Source organism: Pseudomonas sp. Tri1 (assembly GCF_017968885.1).
Classification (GTDB): Bacteria; Pseudomonadota; Gammaproteobacteria; order Pseudomonadales; family Pseudomonadaceae; genus Aquipseudomonas.
Window position 1 is genome coordinate 1201173 of record NZ_CP072913.1, and the last position, 19016, is coordinate 1220188.

Annotated in this window: 18 protein-coding genes; 10 read left to right on the forward strand and 8 right to left on the reverse strand. The window is 61.0% G+C overall.

Annotation, left to right across the window (positions count from 1 at the left end; all coding sequences use genetic code 11):
• The first annotated feature begins 94 nt into the window (after positions 1–94).
• Positions 95–1471: a multicopper oxidase family protein gene (locus J9870_RS05230; protein ID WP_210642985.1), complete on the forward strand. Its 1377-nt coding sequence runs from the start codon at positions 95–97 to the stop codon at positions 1469–1471.
• Positions 1471–1968, forward strand: coding sequence for a tRNA adenosine(34) deaminase TadA (gene tadA, locus J9870_RS05235; RefSeq protein ID WP_210642986.1), 498 nt, complete (start codon positions 1471–1473; stop codon positions 1966–1968). The genes J9870_RS05230 and tadA overlap by 1 nt, the downstream gene beginning before the upstream one ends.
• A gap of 124 nt (positions 1969–2092) precedes the next feature.
• On the opposite strand, the gene cmoB is transcribed toward tadA, so the two are convergent.
• The 8 genes from cmoB to ccsA all read right to left on the reverse strand — a co-directional run bounded on the left by cmoB (position 2093) and on the right by ccsA (position 11613).
• Positions 2093–3037 (reverse strand): tRNA 5-methoxyuridine(34)/uridine 5-oxyacetic acid(34) synthase CmoB, encoded by a 945-nt coding sequence (gene cmoB, locus J9870_RS05240; protein ID WP_210645109.1) that lies wholly within the window; start codon positions 3035–3037, stop codon positions 2093–2095.
• A 7-nt stretch (positions 3038–3044) separates the two neighbouring features.
• A complete protein-coding gene (gene cmoA, locus J9870_RS05245) occupies positions 3045–3788 on the reverse strand; it encodes a carboxy-S-adenosyl-L-methionine synthase CmoA (RefSeq protein ID WP_210642987.1) in 744 nt (247 codons plus the stop codon).
• A gap of 152 nt (positions 3789–3940) precedes the next feature.
• Positions 3941–4576, reverse strand: coding sequence for a lysoplasmalogenase (locus J9870_RS05250; RefSeq protein WP_210642988.1), 636 nt, complete (start codon positions 4574–4576; stop codon positions 3941–3943).
• 2 nt (positions 4577–4578) lie between these two features.
• Positions 4579–4971, reverse strand: a complete 393-nt coding sequence (locus tag J9870_RS05255; protein WP_210642989.1) for a protease inhibitor I42 family protein — start codon at positions 4969–4971, stop codon at positions 4579–4581.
• Between the two features lie 214 nt (positions 4972–5185).
• Entirely contained in the window at positions 5186–7600 is a 2415-nt protein-coding gene (gene lon, locus J9870_RS05260; protein ID WP_246883079.1) for an endopeptidase La, read from the reverse strand.
• A 219-nt stretch (positions 7601–7819) separates the two neighbouring features.
• On the reverse strand, positions 7820–9133 hold the full coding sequence (locus tag J9870_RS05265; RefSeq protein WP_210642990.1) for an MFS transporter: 1314 nt from the start codon (positions 9131–9133) through the stop codon (positions 7820–7822).
• Positions 9134–9546: 413 nt separating this feature from the next.
• Positions 9547–10788: a transporter associated domain-containing protein gene (locus J9870_RS05270; protein WP_210642991.1), complete on the reverse strand. Its 1242-nt coding sequence runs from the start codon at positions 10786–10788 to the stop codon at positions 9547–9549.
• 12 nt (positions 10789–10800) lie between these two features.
• Positions 10801–11613 (reverse strand): cytochrome c biogenesis protein CcsA, encoded by an 813-nt coding sequence (ccsA, locus tag J9870_RS05275; RefSeq protein ID WP_210642992.1) that lies wholly within the window; start codon positions 11611–11613, stop codon positions 10801–10803.
• A gap of 205 nt (positions 11614–11818) precedes the next feature.
• Between ccsA and ffh the strand changes: the two genes are divergently transcribed.
• The 8 genes from ffh to J9870_RS05315 all read left to right on the forward strand — a co-directional run bounded on the left by ffh (position 11819) and on the right by J9870_RS05315 (position 18944).
• The gene (ffh, locus tag J9870_RS05280) at positions 11819–13195 is read left to right on the forward strand and encodes a signal recognition particle protein (RefSeq protein WP_003198085.1); all 1377 of its coding nucleotides are present in this window, start codon (positions 11819–11821) and stop codon (positions 13193–13195) included.
• Between the two features lie 251 nt (positions 13196–13446).
• Positions 13447–13698 carry a 30S ribosomal protein S16 gene (gene rpsP, locus J9870_RS05285; RefSeq protein ID WP_003198088.1) on the forward strand — a complete coding sequence of 84 codons (252 nt, stop codon included), beginning with the start codon at positions 13447–13449 and terminating at the stop codon, positions 13696–13698.
• 5 nt (positions 13699–13703) lie between these two features.
• Positions 13704–14240 carry a ribosome maturation factor RimM gene (rimM, locus tag J9870_RS05290; protein WP_058544503.1) on the forward strand — a complete coding sequence of 179 codons (537 nt, stop codon included), beginning with the start codon at positions 13704–13706 and terminating at the stop codon, positions 14238–14240.
• Positions 14222–14995 (forward strand): tRNA (guanosine(37)-N1)-methyltransferase TrmD, encoded by a 774-nt coding sequence (gene trmD / locus J9870_RS05295; RefSeq protein WP_170845966.1) that lies wholly within the window; start codon positions 14222–14224, stop codon positions 14993–14995. The genes rimM and trmD overlap by 19 nt, the downstream gene beginning before the upstream one ends.
• Before the next feature lie 45 nt (positions 14996–15040).
• Positions 15041–15391, forward strand: a complete 351-nt coding sequence (gene rplS, locus J9870_RS05300; protein ID WP_003175895.1) for a 50S ribosomal protein L19 — start codon at positions 15041–15043, stop codon at positions 15389–15391.
• Between the two features lie 132 nt (positions 15392–15523).
• The gene (xerD, locus tag J9870_RS05305; protein WP_210642993.1) at positions 15524–16420 is read left to right on the forward strand and encodes a site-specific tyrosine recombinase XerD; all 897 of its coding nucleotides are present in this window, start codon (positions 15524–15526) and stop codon (positions 16418–16420) included.
• Between the two features lie 356 nt (positions 16421–16776).
• Positions 16777–17508 carry a DsbC family protein gene (locus tag J9870_RS05310; protein ID WP_210642994.1) on the forward strand — a complete coding sequence of 244 codons (732 nt, stop codon included), beginning with the start codon at positions 16777–16779 and terminating at the stop codon, positions 17506–17508.
• A 131-nt stretch (positions 17509–17639) separates the two neighbouring features.
• Positions 17640–18944, forward strand: coding sequence for a homoserine dehydrogenase (locus J9870_RS05315; RefSeq protein WP_210642995.1), 1305 nt, complete (start codon positions 17640–17642; stop codon positions 18942–18944).
• The last annotated feature ends 72 nt before the right edge of the window (positions 18945–19016 follow it).

Here is a 19016-nt window from a genome sequence, read left to right on the forward strand (position 1 = left end):
TTTGCAGCCCTTACTGTTTCTCATCTGCGGGTGTATCGTATTCGCCTTTTGCGGGCCCACCGGTCCGTCGCGGATTCAAGAGGTGCTTGCGTTCATGTCCTTTACCCGTCGCCAAATACTCGGTGGCCTGACCGGTCTTGTTGTCGTTGGCGTGGGTGCGGGAGGCGCGTCGCGCTACTGGTTGGGCAAGCGTGCCGATGCCGAGGCCGGTCACGACTATGAATTGATCGCGGCACCCCTGGACGTCGAACTGGTGGCCGGGCACAAGACCCAGGCCTGGGCCTTCGGTCCGTCGGCACCGGGTACCGAATTGCGGGTGCGCCAGGGCGAATGGTTGCGGGTGCGCTTCATCAATCACCTGCCGGTCGCCACCACCATTCACTGGCACGGGATCCGTTTGCCGCTGGAGATGGACGGCGTGCCGTATGTCTCGCAACTGCCGGTGCTGCCGGGTGAGTACTTCGATTACAAATTCCGCGTGCCGGACGCCGGCAGCTATTGGTATCACCCCCACGTCAACAGCAGCGAAGAGCTCGGGCGTGGGTTGGTGGGGCCGCTGATCATCGAGGAGCGTGAGCCCACCGGCTTCAAATACGAGCAGACTCTGAGCCTCAAGAGTTGGCACGTGGATGAGCAGGGCCAGTTCGTGGCCTTCAGCATTCCTCGTGAAGCGGCCCGTGGCGGGACGGCCGGGCGCTTGGCGACCATCAACGGCGTACCAGAAGCGGTGATTGACCTGCCGGCCGGGCAGATCACCCGGGTGCGTTTGCTCAATCTGGACAACACCCTGACCTACCGGATCAATATTCCGGGCGTCGAAGCGCAGATCTATGCGCTGGACGGCAACCCCATCGAACCGCGCCCGTTGGGCAAGGAATACTGGCTTGGCCCGGGCATGCGCATTTGCCTGGCGATCAAGGCGCCGCCAGCCGGGGAAGAGCTGTCGTTGCGCAATGGCCCGGTGCGCCTGGGAACGCTGCGTTCGGTGACCAACACCGATGCGCCGGGCCAGTGGCCGCCGGCGCTGCCCGCCAACCCGGTGTCCGAGCCGGACCTGGCCAATGCCGAGAAACTCAACTTCAATTTCGAATGGGTCGGTTCAGTATCGGTCAATGTCGACAACGGCAAGCCGCCGAGCCTGTGGCAGATCAACGGCAAGGCCTGGGACATTACCGACAAGACCTGCGCCGACCGGCCGATCGCCACGCTGAAAAAAGGCCAGAGCTACATTTTCGAATTGAAGAACATGACTCAGTACCAGCATCCGATCCACCTGCATGGCATGAGCTTCAAGGTGATTGCGTCCAACCGGCACAAGGTCATCCCGTATTTCACCGACACCTACCTGCTGGGCAAGAACGAGCGGGCGCAGGTGGCGCTGGTAGCGGATAACCCAGGGGTGTGGATGTTCCATTGCCATGTGATCGACCACATGGAAACCGGCCTGATGGCCGCCATCGAGGTGGCGTGATGCGCCAGATTCGTCCCGCCAGAATCATCGACCGCAGCCGTGACCAGGACTTCATGCGCGAAGCCCTGGCCCTCGCCGCCCAGGGCGCGGCCCTGGGCGAAGTACCGGTGGGCGCGGTGCTGGTGCAGGACGGCGAGATCATTGGGCGCGGCTTCAACTGCCCGATCAGCGGCCACGACCCCAGCGCCCATGCGGAAATGGTCGCCATTCGCGCCGCTGCCCAGGCCGTGAGCAACTATCGCCTGCCCGGCAGTACCCTCTACGTGACGCTGGAGCCGTGCAGCATGTGCGCCGGCCTCATCGTCCACTCACGCATCGCCCGGGTCGTCTACGGGGCTTTGGAACCCAAGGCCGGTATCGTCCAGAGCCAGGGGCAGTTTTTCAGCCAGGGTTTCCTGAACCATCGGGTGATGTTCGAGGGCGGGGTGTTGGCTGACGAGTGCAGTGCGGTGTTGAGTGAGTTCTTCAAGGCCCGCAGAGCCAAGCCTACAGACTGAACCTGTTGTGGGAACGAGCTTGCTCGCGATGACGGCCTGACATCCAAGAAAGATGTTGCCTGACAGACCGCTATCGCGAGCAAGCTCGCTCCCACAATGATTTTCAGTGCCTGGAAGGCTGGGGCTATTTCCGCGCCACTATCACCGCCCGCATCGGCGCCGGCAGCCCTTCGATGGTTTTGCTATGGTCGGCGGGGTCGAGGAAGTCACTCAGCGACTGATACTTCATCCACTCGGTGCTGCGCTGCTCCTGCACGGTGGTCAGGCTTACGTCCACACAACGCACGTCGCTGAATCCGGCGCGGCGCAGCCAGCGTTCCAGGGCCGGTACCGAGGGCAGGAACCACACGTTGCGCATCTGCGCGTAGCGGTCCTCGGGAACCAGCACCTGATGTTCATCGCCCTCGATCACCAGGGTTTCCAGCACCAGTTCGCCGCCTTTGACCAGGCAGTCCTTGAGGGCCAGCAGATGCTCGATCGGCGAGCGGCGATGGTAGAACACGCCCATGGAAAACACCGTGTCGAAGCCTTCCAGCTCCGGCGGCAAGGCCTCGAACGGAAACGGCAGGTGCCAGGCGTTGGGCCGCGCGAGGTAACGCTGCACGGCCTGGAACTGGCAGAAGAACAGCCAGTTGGGGTCGACGCCGATCACCGTGTCGGCCCCGGCACCCAGCATGCGCCACATGTAGTAACCATTGCCGCAGCCCACGTCGAGGATGCGCTTGCCCTTGAGATCCAGGTGCGGCGCCACCCGCGACCACTTCCAGTCCGAGCGCCATTCGGTGTCCACGTGCACGCCAAACAGGTCGAACGGCCCTTTGCGCCATGGCGACAGGCCCATCAGTGCGGTACGCATCTGGGCACGGGTTTCGTCTGAGCAATCGGTGTCGAGGGTCAGGCCGTTCAGCAGGTCGATTTCGCTGGGTTGCAGCACCGGCAAGGCATCGAGGGCGCTCTGCCAGCGCTCCAGGTCGCCGTGGCCCTTTTCCATTTTGCTGTCGAGTTGCGTCTGCAGCGTCGTGGCCCAATCGGCCAGGGGCGTGCCGGCCAGATGGCGGGCGAGGGGGATAGATCAATCATGGCAGGGCAATCAACGAGGCGAAGTTAAGACACTGGAACCACGGCACGACTTTCGAGAACCCGGCCGCCAACAGGCGTTCGCGGTGTTCCTCAAGGCTGTCGGGCTTCATGACGTTTTCGATGGCGCTGCGTTTCTGGGCAATTTCCAGCTCGCTGTAGCCGTTGGCGCGTTTGAATGCCACATGCAGGTCGGTGAGCAGCGCATGCTCCTGGGCATCGTTGAAGCGCAGTTTTTCCGACAGGATCAGGGCGCCGCCGGGCAGCAGCGACTGGCGGATGCGGCTCAACAATGCGGTGCGCTGGTCCGGCGCGATGAATTGCAGGGTGAAATTCAGTGCCACCACCGAGGCCGGCTGGAACGTCAGGGCGAGGATGTCGCCTTCGATCACTTCAACGGGCAGCAGCTCCTGGAACATCGAGTCCTGGCCGTTGAGGTATTCGCGGCAGCGCTCGACCATGGCCGCCGAGTTATCCACAGCGATGACACGGCAACCGTCGGTGCGCACATGGCGGCGTAGTGCCTGGGTCACCGCACCCAGGGACGAACCCAGGTCGTAGAGCACGCTGCCCGGCTGGGCGAATTGGGCGGCGAGCACACCGAGGTTTTCGACAATGGTCGGGTAACCCGGCACCGAGCGCTTGATCATGTCCGGAAACACCCGCACCACGTCCTCGTTGAAGGCGAAGTCCGGCACTTGGGCCAGCGGTTGGGCGAATAGGCGATCGGGTTCTTTGCTCACGGCGGTTCCAGCGGCATGGGTGGTGAAAAGGCCGGCATTTTAACCAAAAAACCGGTGGGAGCGAGCTTGCTCGCGATAGCGATGGTTCAGCCAGCCATAATGTTGACTGACAGACCATTATCGCGAGCAAGCTCGCTCCCACATTATTTGGCTCAGTGCGGCTTTCGGGTGAACGCCGACGCTGTAATCCCCCATTGCCCCAGCCAATAGCTGACGATGATCAGGTAAGGCGCGGCGTGGAAGGGCGCCACGAAGCGGTTGATGCCGATCAGACTGTCGGAGAAAACGAACGCCAGCGCCCCGATGGCGGCCAGCCAGGCCGAACGCTTGGGCACATCGGTGCCCAGCCGCGCCAACGCTCGCCAGAGCATGGCGCTGATGGCCAGGCCGTAGACAATCACCGGCACCAGCAACGGCCCAAGACCGTTCGAGGCCAGGATCCCCAGCAGCACCGCGCCGATGCCCAACGCCAGGGCCAATGGCAACAGCGCCGGGCGGTGACAGTCGCTCAGGTAAGCTTTCAGGTAAGCCAGGTGCGCCAGCAGAAACGCGCCAAGGCCGAACACGAACAGATCCCCCGGCCAGGCCAGCAGCACATCGCCCACCAGCGAAAAAATCAGCCCGAGGCTGATCCAGCGCCGATACTCGCCTGGCGGCGCATCGTGCAGCCAACCGAGCAGGGCCAGCACCGGCATAGGCTTGACCAGCAGACACAGCAGCGTGGCGTGCATGGCCAGGCCGTACAGGTAAGTGGCTGCGCCCATCAGTGCAAGGATCAGCCAACCCACGGTCAATTCACCGCAATGGCGCAGTCGAAGGTTTCCACGGGTGGTACTTCCGGAGCCCAGGGCTGTTGATAAGTCAGGCGCAGACGCCCAGTGCCGGCGTTGAACGCCTGGAAGCGCCAGGTCGAGACCCCGGCGGCGCCGACGATGCCGGCGTCTTCCGGGTTGCGATAAACCTCGGGGCCCAGGCCTTTGAGCACGCCGCCGGCCGAATCCTGGATCGCCCAGCGATAACCGGTGGTGGGGTTGCTCGGCAAGCTCAAAATCAGGTTCTGCCCGTTATTGAGCCGCACCGGGCACTGGCTCAGTTTTTCCACGGTCACGTTGCGTCCGCTTTGCGTGGTGCAGGCGCTCAGCAGGGCGAGGCTCAAGGGGATGAGCAGGCGGGTGATGGACATAAGGGTGATGGCTCCGGCATTCACGACGAACGGCGAGCATAACCGAAGATGCTACTAGGTGTGTCAGGTGGGAAGGTGTTGGGTCTCATGGCCTCATCGCGAGCAGGCTCGCTCCCACAGGGTTTGGCGTGGATCACAAATGTTGTGAACGACACAAATCCACTGTGGGAGCGAGCCTGCTCGCGATGAGGCTCGCACAGGCGCTACAGGACTATCAGAACAACACCTTGGCCACATCCGCAAACCGCTTGGCAAAGTGCACCGTGACGCCTTCCTTGAGGTAGTCCGGCAGCTCTTCGAAGTTGCCCCGGTTGGCTTCCGGCAGGATCAGCTCGTTGATTTTCTGCCGCCGCGCCGCAATCACTTTCTCGCGCACACCGCCAATGGGCAGTACATGTCCGGTAAGGGTCAGTTCACCGGTCATGGCCACGCCTTTTTTCGGTGGCTGGTTACGGGCCAGGGACAGCAGGGCGCTGGCGATGGTGACCCCGGCACTTGGGCCATCCTTGGGTGTGGCGCCTTCCGGTACGTGCAGGTGAACGAAGGCCTCGTCGAAGAATTTCGGATCGCCGCCGAATTGCTTCAGGTGCGAACTGACGTAGCTATGGGCGATTTCCGCCGACTCTTTCATCACGTCCCCCAATTGCCCGGTCAGTTTGAAGCCGCGATTGAGGGTGTGGATGCGCGTGGCTTCGATGGGTAAGGTCGCGCCGCCCATGCTGGTCCAGGCCAGGCCGGTAATCACCCCGACGCCGGACAGCACCTGCTCGTTACGGAACACCGGTTTGCCCAGGGAGGCCTCCAGGTCTTTCGGCCCGAGCTTGATCACCGCTTGCGGGTCGTCGATCAGCTTCATCACGGCTTTGCGTACCAGTTTGCCCAGTTGTTTCTCCAACTGCCGCACCCCGGCTTCACGGGCGTAGCCGTCGATCAGGGCCTTGAGGGCGCTGTCGTTGATGCTCAGGCTGGCCTTGGACACGCCAGCCTTGGCCAGTTGCTTGGGCCACAGGTGGCGCTTGGCGATGGCGACTTTTTCTTCGGTGATATAGCCCGACAGGCGGATCACTTCCATCCGGTCCAGCAATGGGCCGGGGATCGAGTCCAGGGTGTTGGCGGTGCAGATGAAGAGCACTTTCGACAGATCCAGGCGCAGGTCCAGGTAGTGATCGAGAAACTCGACGTTCTGTTCCGGGTCGAGTGTCTCCAGCAAGGCCGACGCCGGGTCGCCCTGGTAGCTCTGGCCCATCTTGTCGATCTCATCGAGCATGATCACCGGGTTCATCACTTCGACATCTTTTAGCGCCTGCACCAGCTTGCCCGGCTGGGCACCGATGTAGGTGCGCCGATGGCCCTTGATTTCGGCTTCGTCGCGCATCCCGCCAACGCTGAAACGGTAGAACGGCCGTCCCAGGGATTCGGCGATGGACTTGCCGACGCTGGTCTTGCCCACACCCGGCGGGCCCACCAGCAGCACGATGGAGCCGCTGATCTCGCCTTTATAGGCGCCGACGGCGAGGAATTCCAGGATACGGTCCTTGATGTCGTCCAGGCCGGCGTGGTGCTGGTCGAGCACCTTGCGCGCATGCTTGAGATCAAGTTTGTCCTGGCCATACACGCCCCACGGCAGCGAGGTCGCCCAATCCAGGTAATTGCGGGTAACGGCGTATTCCGGCGAGCCGGTTTCCAGGATGGAGAGTTTGTTCATCTCCTCTTCGATACGCTTCTGCGCCTGGGCCGACAGCACCTTGCCTTCCAGCCGTTGCTCGAACTGTTCGATATCGGCGCTGCGGTCGTCCTTGGTCAGCCCCAGCTCCTGCTGGATGACCTTGAGCTGCTCCTTGAGGAAGAACTCGCGCTGATGTTCGCCGATCTTGTTGTTGACCTCGGCGGAAATCTCTTTCTGCAGCCGCGCCACCTCGACTTCCTTGCGCAGCATCGGCAGCACTTTTTCCATGCGCTTGAGCATGGGCACGCAGTCGAGCACTTCCTGCAATTCACTGCCGGTAGCGGAGGTGAGTGCCGCGGCGAAGTCGGTCAGCGGTGAAGGGTCGTTGGGGCTGAAGCGGTTGAGGTAGTTCTTCAGCTCTTCGCTGTACAGCGGATTGAGCGGCAGCAGTTCCTTGATCGCATTGATCAGCGCCATGCCGTAGGCCTTGACCTCGTCGGTCGGTTCGCTCGGCTGGTGCGGGTATTCGACTTCCACCAGGTAGGGTGGCCGATGGTGCTTGAGCCAGGTACGGATGCGCACGCGGGTCAGGCCCTGGGCAACGAACTGCAGCTTGCCCGCCTCGCGACTGGCGTGATGCACCTTGACCAGCGTGCCATACAGCGGCAACGCCGAGGTGTCGAAATGGCGTGGGTCTTCCTGGGGCGAATCCATGAAAAACAGCGCCAGGGAGTGATGGTCGGACTTGGCCACCAGTTCCAGGGTTTCGGCCCACGGTTCTTCATTGACGATGACCGGCAACACTTGGGCCGGGAAGAACGGACGATTGTGGATCGGAATGATGTAGACCTTGTCCGGCAGGTTCTGGCCGGGCAGCGCCAGGCCGGTGCCGGAAGCGGTGTGTTCGATGTGTTCGGAGTCAGCGTATTCGTTCGCGGCTTCAGTAGAGTGCTGGTCGCTCATGGGGCACCTGCGCAATGGAGTATGGGTCTTAGATGGGGCAGGTGGGGGGTGGTTTCAATGGTGGGCGTTTGTTAGCTGTTATTTCATTGGCCGATTCTGCCCTGTAGGAGCTGCCGAGCGAAGCGAGGCTGCGGTCTTTCCCCTGACGCTTGAGTCTCAGCGAAGGGTCAAAAGATCGCAGCCAGCGGTAACTCCTGCGGGTTCGCGTCAGTCTTTCGTTCAGGCGACCCTGTTCAAATCGTTATGGCGTGTTTCTTTCAGGCACAGCACCGCGATCACGCTGAGCACCGCAGCTCCCGACACATAGCCACCCACATAGCTCAAGCCGCCCATCGCCACTAGTTTCTGGGCGAAGAATGGCGCCGCCGAGGCGCCGACGATGCCGCCCAGGTTGTAGGCCGCCGACGCGCCGGTATAGCGCACGTGGGTCGGAAACAACTCCGGCAACAAGGCGCCCATGGGGGCGAAGGTCACGCCCATCAGAAACAGCTCGATGCACAGGAACAGTGCGACGCCGCCGGTCGAGCCGTGGGTCAGCAAGGGTTCCATGAGGAAACCCGAGGCAATCGCCAGCACGCCACCGATGATCAATATCGGTTTGCGGCCGTAGCGGTCGCTGGCCCAGGCGGACAGTGGCGTAGCGGCGGCCATGAACAGCACGGCAAAACATAGCAGGCCCAGGAAGGTTTCGCGGCTGTAGCCGAGGGTCGACACACCGTAGCTCAGGGAAAACACCGTCGAGATGTAGAACAGTGCGTAGCACACCACCATTGCCGCCGCGCCCAGCAATGTCGGCGCCCAGTACTGGCTGAACAGCTCGAGCAACGGGATCTTCACTCGCTCCTGGCGGGCCATGGCGTTGGCAAATACCGGGGTTTCATGGAGCTTGAGCCGTACATAGAGGCCAACCATCACCAGCACGGCACTGAGCAGGAACGGAATCCGCCAGCCCCAGGAGCGGAACTGCTCGTCGTCCAGGGTCATGGCCAGGGTTAGGAACAGCCCGTTGGCTGCCAGGAAGCCAATGGATGGCCCCAGTTGGGGAAACATGCCGAACCAGGCGCGTTTGCCTTTGGGCGCGTTCTCGGTGGCGAGCAACGCCGCGCCGCCCCATTCACCGCCCAGCCCCAGGCCCTGGCCGAAACGCAGCAGGCACAGCAGGATCGGTGCCCAGGCGCCAATGCTGGCGTAACCGGGCAGCACGCCGATGAGGGTGGTGCACACGCCCATCAGCAACAGGGACGCCACCAGCGTGGACTTGCGCCCGATCCGGTCGCCGAAGTGGCCGAACAGCGCCGAGCCCAGTGGGCGGGCGAGGAAGGCGATGCCAAAGGTCAGGAAGGACGACAGCATTTGTGCCGTACCTGAGGTTTGTGGGAAGAACACCGGTCCGATCACCAGGGCGGCGGCGGTGGCGTAGACATAGAAATCGTAGAACTCGATGGCGGTGCCGATAAAACTCGCGGTCGCCACGCGGGTGGCAGAGTTCGTCGGCTGGGCCGACACAGCCTCGTTGCAGGTGGTGGTCGTCATGCAGTTATCCCTGACAGTCATGTGCTCCGTTGGAGCGAATTATTATGGTCGAACACCCAAGGATGTGGGCGGGTGTCCTGTCGCTGTTTCAGGTAGGAACAGTCGCAAGGCTGACGCGGATTTTGCCGATGCGTTGGCCGGAACCGGCTGAGTGCTGGGTAAGCACAGGGTTCGGACGGGGCTGGGTAAGCGGCTTGAGTATAGGAAGGGGGCTAACGAATCGACAATATGTATTGATGGCGAAACGAGCTTTTATGGCGAGGGGATTTATTCCCGTTGGGGCGCGCAGCGGGCCCCAACCTGCTAGCCCAGCTGCATCAGGCTCAGCGCATTGTCTTTGTGGGACTGTTTCGCAGCCCTGCGGGGATAAATCCGCTCGCCACAACGGTGTTTCACCTTGAGCCTGTTGGGAATCAGGAAGCGGCAGGCACCGAACTGTTATGCCACACCAGCACCTGGCTGACGCGGTTGTCTACAGTTTCGATGATTTCCAGTCGATAACGACCGATCTTCAGGCATACCGGGCTTTCCGGGATGGTTTCCAGGGCTTCGGTCACCAGCCCGTTGAGGGTCTTGGGGCCGTCGCAAGGCAGATGCCAGCCCAGCGTTCTGTTCAGTTCGCGGATCGATGCCGCGCCATCGATGATCAAGCGCCCATCGGGCTGGGGATGGACGTGGGGGTTGGCGAGGCTGTGCTCGCTTTCGAATTCGCCGACGATTTCTTCGAGGATGTCTTCCAGGGTAACGATACCCAGTACTTCGCCATATTCGTCCACCACCATGCCCAGGCGCCGTTGCTGCTTGTGGAAATTCAACAATTGCAGCTGCAATGGCGTGCTTTCGGGCACGAAGTAAGGCTCGTGGCAGGCAGCGAGCAGCGCTTCCTTGGTCAGGCTCGCGTCCGCCAGCAGATGGCGGATCTGGCGGGTGTTGAGCACCGCTTCGACCTGGTTGATGTCGCTGTGGAACACCGGCAGGCGCGTGCGACGGTTCAGGCGCAACTGTTCAATGATGTCGCCAATGGGGTCGTCGAGGTTGATGCCATCGACCTCGCTGCGGGGCAGGAGGATGTCGTTGACGGTAATGTTGTCCAGGGCATGGATGCCGGACATCGTGTGCAACCGGCTGCCGTGGTGCTCCGGTTCATGCTCGTTGCGCGGTGGCGCGGGCATTTCGTCGTCGCTTTGCTGTACTTCGCTGCGCCTGCGGGCAAATGGGCGCAGCAGCAACTGACTGATGCCGTTCAATAGCCAGGCAAACGGATAAAGAATCTTCAAGGGGACGCCGAGCAGGGCATTGCCCAGTGCCAGCACCGCATCGGGCTGGCGGATGGCCAGAGTCCGTGGCAAATAATCGGCGAAGATCAGCAGGGCCGCGCTGGTGCCGAGCCAAGCCGCCCAGGGGCCGTTTTCCAGCCAGGTAAAAATCCCCAGCAATGTGCCGATCACCACGGCCAGGGTGCGGCAGAGGGTATTGCACAGAATCAGGCTGTCCCGGGGGAAACTCAACGTCACCAGCGGTTTGTCGCTGGCGCGCGAGGCCTTTCGTTGGGCCAGCAGGTGCAGTTGGGCGGTTTCGATTGCGGTGAACAGGGCCGACCAGAGGATCAGCACGACCAACACAGCAAGCAGCGGCCCCGCGGGTAACGTTTCCATCAGGGCCGTCCGTCAGATATGCAGGATATATTCACGGACCAGCTTGCTGCCGAAGTAAGCCAGCATCAGCAGGCAGAAACCGGCCAGGGTCCAGCGAATCGCTTTATGGCCACGCCAGCCGAGCCGGTTGCGGCCCCATAGCAACACGCTGAACACCACCCACGCCAGGCAGGCCAACAGGGTCTTGTGCACCAGGTGTTGGGCGAACAGGTTCTCGACGAACAGCCAGCCGGAGATCAGCGACAGCGACAGCAGGGTCCAGCCAGCCCAGAGGAAGCCGAACAGCAGGCTTTCCATGGTTTGCAGCGGCGGGAAATTGCGGATCAGCCCGGACGGGTGCTTGTGCTTGAGCTGGTGGTCCTGCACCAGCAGCAGCAAGGCCTGGAATACCGCGATGGTGAACAGGCCGTAGGCAAGGATCGACAGCAGGATGTGGGCCAGGATGCCGGGCTCTTCGTCGATGATCTGCACCGTGCCCGAAGGCGCGAACTGCGCCAACAGCACCGTGGTCAGCCCCAGCGGGAAAAGCAGCACCAGCAGGTTTTCCACCGGGATGCGCGAGCAGGCCACCAGCGTCAGGGCGATCACGGCCACGGCGATCAGGCTGGCGGCGTTGAAAAAATCCAGGCCCAGGCCGATTGGCGTCATCAAATGGGTATAAAGGCTGGCCGCGTGGCCGAGCACCGCCAGCACGCCAAGCGTGACCAGCAGGCGTTTGTTCGCCTTGGCTCCAGTGGCCAGGCGGGTGCCTTGATAGAAAGTCGCAGCGGCATAAAGGCAAGCGGCGGCGAGAGTGGCAAGCAAGCTGGGTGACAAGGGGAGCATAAATCCTGTTAGGCAGGCCCGAAAGGCGCTGAGTTTGGCATAAACCCCCACCGCACGAAAGACCACCACAACCGACAGCGAGGTGTACGTCGCACGCTTCTTCGCTATAATCCGCGACCTGCCCACGCCGCAGGCTCGCCGAGCACATTTTTCACGGTCTGGGCCGCCATTATCCCGGTCTTATCTGGGCCTGAAAGGATCGCGCATGTTTGAAAACCTAACCGACCGTCTCTCGCAGACGCTGCGCCATGTCACCGGCAAGGCGAAACTGACCGAGGACAACATCAAAGACACCCTGCGCGAAGTGCGCATGGCGTTGCTCGAAGCCGACGTCGCCCTGCCGGTGGTCAAGGACTTCGTCAATTCGGTCAAGGAACGTGCCGTTGGCACCGAGGTGTCGCGCAGCCTGACGCCGGGCCAGGCGTTCGTGAAGATCGTCCAGGCCGAACTCGAAAGCCTGATGGGTGCGGCCAACGAAGACCTCAACCTGAGCGCTGTGCCGCCTGCCGTGGTGCTGATGGCCGGCCTGCAAGGCGCGGGCAAGACCACGACGGCCGGCAAGCTGGCGCGCTTCCTTAAAGAACGCAAGAAAAAGTCGGTGATGGTGGTGTCCGCGGACATCTATCGTCCGGCAGCCATCAAGCAGCTGGAAACCCTGGCCAACGACATTGGCGTGACGTTCTTCCCGTCCGACCTTAGCCAGAAGCCGGTGGACATCGCCCAGGCGGCTATTAAAGAAGCAAAGCTGAAATTCATCGACGTGGTCATCGTCGATACCGCCGGTCGCCTGCACATCGACGAAGAGATGATGGGCGAGATCAAGGCGCTGCATGCCGCGATCAACCCGGTGGAAACCCTGTTCGTGGTCGACGCCATGACCGGCCAGGATGCGGCCAACACCGCCAAGGCATTTGGTGATGCCCTGCCGCTGACTGGTGTGATCCTGACCAAGGTCGACGGTGATGCCCGTGGCGGTGCCGCGCTGTCGGTGCGTGCCATCACCGGCAAGCCGATCAAGTTCATCGGTATGGGCGAGAAGAGCGAAGCGCTCGAGCCGTTCCACCCTGAGCGTATCGCTTCGCGCATCCTCGGCATGGGCGACGTGCTCAGCCTGATCGAGCAGGCCGAACAGACCCTCGACAAGGACAAGGCCGACAAACTGGCCAAGAAGCTGAAGAAGGGCAAGGGCTTCGACCTCGAAGACTTCCGCGACCAGCTGCAACAAATGAAGAACATGGGCGGCCTCGGCGGGCTCATGGACAAACTGCCGAACATCGGTGGCGTGAACCTGGCGCAGATGGGCAACGCCCAGGGCGCGGCTGAAAAGCAGTTCAAGCAGATGGAAGCCATCATCAACTCCATGACCCCGGCCGAGCGCCGCGACCCTGAACTGATCAGCGGCTCGCGCAAGCGCCGTATCGCCATGGGTTCCGGCACCCAGGTGCAGGACATCGGTCGCTTGATCAAGCAACACAAGCAGATGCAGAAGATGATGAAGAAATTCTCCGCCAAAGGCGGGATGGCCAAGATGATGCGCGGCATGGGCGGTATGTTGCCCGGCGGCGGCATGCCCAAGATGTAAAGAATCCAGGCGCCGGCAGTCATGCCGGTGCTGCCCACGGGGACGTGGGATCTCCAGCCAACCCGCCATCGGCGGGCGCTGACCGGCCGTTTTCAACGACGGCTTCATGGCAGATCTGAAAGGCATGCCGATAGGCGCCGGAAAAAGACATTTGCAAAAGTCCGGATATTCCTTAGAATATGCGGCCTTTCGGGCACCTATGCCCGCTGTGCATTTAGATTTGCAGCACCGACTACAGGAACGATGTTCACATGCTAACAATCCGTCTTGCCCTTGGCGGCTCCAAAAAGCGCCCGTTTTACCACCTGACCGTAACCGACAGCCGCAACCCGCGTGACGGTTCCCACAAGGAACAGGTTGGTTTCTTCAACCCTGTTGCCCGTGGTCAGGAAGTTCGTCTGTCCGTGAACCAAGAGCGCGTAGCCTACTGGCTGAGCGTTGGTGCACAACCTTCTGAGCGCGTTGCTCAGTTGTTGAAGGAATCGGCTAAGGCTGCGGCCTGAGCAATATGAACGCGACGCCAAAAGATGCTGATGATTTGATCGTTGTCGGCAAGATCTATTCTGTTCATGGCGTTCGCGGCGAAGTGAAGGTGTATTCCTTTACTGATCCGATCAAAAACCTGTTGGACTACAAAACCTGGACGCTCAAGCGCGAAGGTAGCGTGAAACAGGTTGAGCTGGTCAGCGGACGCGGGAACGACAAGTTCCTGGTCGCGAAGCTCAAGGGTCTCGATGATCGTGAAGAAGCGCGTCTTCTGGCCGGTTACGAGATCTGCGTGCCACGCAACCTGTTCCCTGAACTGACCGACGGCGAGTACTACTGGTACCAGCTGGTGGGTCTGAAGGTCATCGACCACCTTGGGCAATTGCTCGGGAAAATCGATCACCTGCTCGAGACCGGTTCGAACGATGTCATGGTGGTCAAGCCTTGCGTCGGCAGCCTGGATGATCGCGAACGCCTGTTGCCCTATACCGAGCAATGCGTGTTGGCCGTCGACCTTGCGGCAGGCGAGATGAAGGTGGAATGGGATGCGGATTTCTAAACGTGGCTAATTTGCGCGTTGAAGTCATCACATTGTTTCCCGAGATGTTTTCCGCCATCAGCGAGTACGGCATAACCAGCCGCGCGGTGAAACAGGAGCTGTTGCAGCTCACCTGTTGGAATCCGCGGGACTACACCACGGATCGACATCACACTGTGGACGATCGCCCGTTTGGCGGTGGTCCGGGCATGGTGATGAAGATCAAGCCCCTGGAAGACGCTCTGGTTCAGGCCAGAACCGCAGCCGGGGAGGGTGCGAAGGTGATTTACCTGTCGCCCCAAGGCCGCCAGCTGACTCAGTCGGCGGTACGCGAGCTGGCGAATTCGGATGCATTGATCCTGATTGCCGGCCGTTATGAAGGCATTGACGAGCGTTTCATTGAAGCTCATGTCGATGAAGAGTGGTCGATTGGCGACTATGTACTGTCTGGCGGCGAGCTGCCGGCGATGGTCCTGATCGATGCGGTTACACGACTGCTGCCTGGAGCTTTAGGGCATGCAGATTCCGCTGAGGAAGATTCCTTTACGGATGGTCTGCTGGATTGCCCGCACTACACCCGACCGGAGGTGTATGCGGATCAGCGTGTTCCCGACGTGTTGCTAAGTGGCAATCACGCGCACATCCGGCGTTGGCGTTTACAGCAGTCCCTTGGTCGGACCTATGAACGACGCGCCGATCTTCTGGAAAGCCGCTCGCTTTCTGGAGAAGAGAAGAAGCTGCTCGAGGAATACATCCGCGAGCGGGACGATAGTTAACAACGTATCGATGGTAAGTCCGATGACTTGCCTTAGGAGCACAGCATGACTAACAAAATCATCCTTGCACTCGAAGCAGAGCAGATGACCAAAGAAATCCCTACCTTTGCCCCGGGCGACACCATTGTCGTTCAGGTGAAAGTGAAGGAAGGCGACCGTTCGCGTCTGCAAGCGTTCGAAGGTGTCGTTATCGCCAAGCGTAACCGTGGTGTGAACAGTGCTTTCACTGTTCGTAAAATCTCCAACGGTGTTGGCGTAGAGCGTACTTTCCAGACCTACAGCCCGCAAATCGACAGCATGGCTGTGAAACGTCGCGGTGACGTGCGTAAAGCCAAGCTGTACTACCTGCGTGACCTGTCCGGTAAAGCAGCTCGCATCAAGGAAAAACTGGCTTAAGTCCAGCTTCCGATGCAAAAAAAGCAGCCTGCGGGCTGCTTTTTTGTTGCCTGCGATTTGCTCTTTGCGCACTCTGCCTGTCTTCATTTTCCATTTCGATGCAGCCTGTGCTCGCATCCTTCATGAGTTTTTATGCCAGCCATCGATCACCCGCTGATAGATCAGTTTCTCGACACCCTGTGGTTGGAGAAGGGCCTGTCGGATAACACCCGTGATGCCTATCGCAGCGATCTGGCACTGTTCAATGGTTGGTTGCAGGAAAAAGGCCTGGAACTGGCCAATGCCGGGCGGGAGTTGATCCTCGATCACCTGGCCTGGCGTCTTGAGCAGAACTACAAACCGCGCTCAACGGCACGGTTTCTCTCTGGCCTGCGTGGGTTTTATCGCTATTTGCTGCGAGAAAAACTGATCGCGGTAGATCCGACCCTGCGAGTGGAAATGCCGCAGTTGGGGCGGCCCCTGCCCAAGTCCTTGTCGGAAGCCGATGTCGAGGCATTGCTGGCGGCGCCGGACCTCAGCGAGGCCATCGGTCAGCGCGACCGGGCGATGCTGGAGGTCTTGTACGCCTGTGGCCTGCGGGTCACCGAGTTGATCAGCCTGACGCTGGAGCAGGTCAACTTGCGTCAGGGCGTGCTGCGGGTGATGGGCAAGGGCAGCAAGGAGCGCCTGGTGCCGATGGGTGAAGAGGCCATCGTCTGGGTCGAGCGCTACATGCGCGATGCGCGCCATGAGCTGCTGGGTGGGCGCCCCAGTGACGTATTGTTCCCAAGCCAGCGCGGCGAGCAGATGACCCGCCAGACCTTCTGGCACCGCATCAAGCACCAGGCCAAGGTGGCCGGGATCAGCAAGTCCCTCTCGCCCCACACCTTGCGCCATGCCTTCGCCACGCACCTGCTCAACCACGGTGCCGACTTGCGCGTGGTGCAGATGCTGCTGGGGCACAGCGACCTGTCCACTACCCAGATCTATACGCACGTGGCCCGGGCGCGGTTGCAGGACCTGCACGCCAAGCATCACCCGCGCGGGTAAACCCCAGGGCGACTTATTATGAGCGCGAGCTTGTTGTCGGGGCCGCCGCCATCGCGGGCAAGCTCGCTCCCACGGGGTTGAGCAATGTTCGCCGATCCAGTATTCACCACAGATCCCTTGTGGGAGCGAGCTTGCTCGCGATAGCGGTGGGTCAGCCGACATTGATGCTGCAGGTACTGGCCTTTTCGCGAGCAGGCCGCTCCCACAGAAAAAGCATCTACCTATGCCTTGTATCACCGGCATTCGGCCATGCGGGCCTTATGTGGTAGGCTTTGCCGGTTTGCACAGTGGGCGGCTGGAACCCGAATCTGCGGGTCGGCGTTTCCCCGTCCCATTTGTTCGCCTCAGGAGTTCCCATGCGTTTGATCCAGCTATTCACCGCCGCCGCCATTGCGTTGGCCAGTACCTTTGCCATTGCCGACGACGCAGCCGACAAGGCTATCCGCAAGAGCCTGGAAAACCTTCAGCTCGAAGTGCCGATCGAAGCCATCTCTGCCAGCCCCATGGCCGGCCTGTATGAAGTCAAGCTCAAGGGCAGCCGGGTGTTGTACGCCAGCGCCGACGGGCAGTACATCGTCCAGGGCAACCTGTTCGAGCTCAAGGACGGCAAGCCGGTCAATCTCACCGAGATCACCGAGCGCCAGGGCATTTCCAAACTGATCAACGGCATTCCGGTTGCCGAAACTGTGGTTTACCCTGCGGTCGGTGAAACCAAGTCCCACATCACGGTGTTCACTGATACCACCTGCCCGTATTGCCACAAGCTGCACGCCGAAGTGCCGGAGCTGAACAAGCGCGGCATCGAAGTGCGCTACGTTGCGTTCCCGCGCCAGGGCCTGGGCTCGCCGGGTGACGAACAGTTGCAGGCGGTGTGGTGTTCCAAGGACAAGAAAGCGGCGATGGACAAGATGGTCGACGGCAAGGAAATCAAGGCCGCCAAGTGCGAGAACCCGGTTTCCAAGCAGTTTGCCCTTGGCCAGTCAATAGGTGTGAACGGTACGCCAGCGATTGTTTTGGCCGATGGTCAGGTAATTCCGGGCTACCAGCCGGCGCCACAAGTCGCCAAACTGGCCCTTGGCGCGAAATGATCATGAGTGGTCCGTTTCTGAAGATATCGGCTCGGCGAAACCTTCGTCGGGCCGTTAAACACTGAGTCGCGTTACTGCGCGGCTGTATTTCACGGCCGACCTTGCGTCGGCCGTTTCATGGGGAGTCAAGAGTGAATCCGGTCAAAGTAGGCATCTGTGGGTTAGGTACCGTCGGTGGCGGCACCTTCAACGTACTTCAGCGTAACGCCGAGGAAATTTCTCGGCGTGCCGGGCGTGGAATCGAAGTGGCACAAATTGCCATGCGCACGCCAAAGCCTCAGTTCCAAACGACCGGTATTGCGATTACCAACGATGTTTTCGAAGTGGCCACGAACCCTGAGATCGACATCGTCATAGAGCTGATGGGCGGCTATACCGTTGCCCGCGAGCTGGTACTCAAGGCCATCGAGAATGGCAAGCATGTGGTCACCGCGAACAAGGCGCTTATCGCCGTTCACGGTAATGAGATTTTCGCCAAGGCTCGCGAGAAGGGCGTGATCGTTGCGTTCGAAGCCGCCGTGGCCGGTGGTATTCCAGTGATCAAGGCGATCCGCGAGGGCCTGTCGGCCAACCGCATCAACTGGGTGGCCGGGATCATCAACGGTACTGGCAACTTCATCCTCACCGAGATGCGTGAGAAAGGTCGCACCTTCGAGGACGTGCTCGCCGAAGCTCAGGCCCTGGGTTATGCCGAGGCCGATCCGACCTTCGACGTGGAAGGTATCGACGCAGCGCACAAGCTGACGATCCTGGCGTCCATCGCCTTCGGTATCCCATTGCAGTTCGACAAGGCCTACACCGAAGGCATCACCCAGCTGACCACCGCTGACGTGAACTACGCCGAAGCCTTGGGCTACCGCATCAAGCACCTGGGCGTGGCCCGCAGCACCGCCAGTGGCATCGAGCTGCGCGTGCATCCGACGCTGATCCCGGCTGACCGCCTGATCGCCAACGTCAATGGCGTGATGAACGCGGTGATGGTCAATGGTGATGCCGCCGGCTCGACCCTGTTCTACGGTGCCGGTGCCGGTATGGAACCGACGGCGTCCTCGGTGGTGGCCGACTTGGTGGATGTGGTTCGCGCAATGACCTCCGATCCGGAGAACCGGGTGCCGCACCTGGCGTTCCAGCCGGATTCGTTGTCGGATCATCCGATTCTTCCGATCGAAGCATGCGAAAGTGCCTACTACCTGCGTATCCAGGCCAAGGACCATCCGGGTGTCCTGGCCCAAGTGGCGAGTATCCTTTCGGAGCGCGGCATCAACATCGAGTCGATCATGCAGAAGGAAGTCGAGGAGCACGACGGCCTGGTGCCGATGATCCTGCTGACCCACCGTGTGGTCGAGCAGCGCATCAACGATGCCATCAAGGCGCTGGAGGCGCTCCAGGGCGTCGATGGCCCGGTGGTCCGTATCCGCGTTGAACATTTGAATTAATTTAGCGGCAAGCGCCAAGCCGCAAGCTGCAAGTAGAAGCCGAGCCGCTTCTCACTTGCCGCTTGTCGCCTG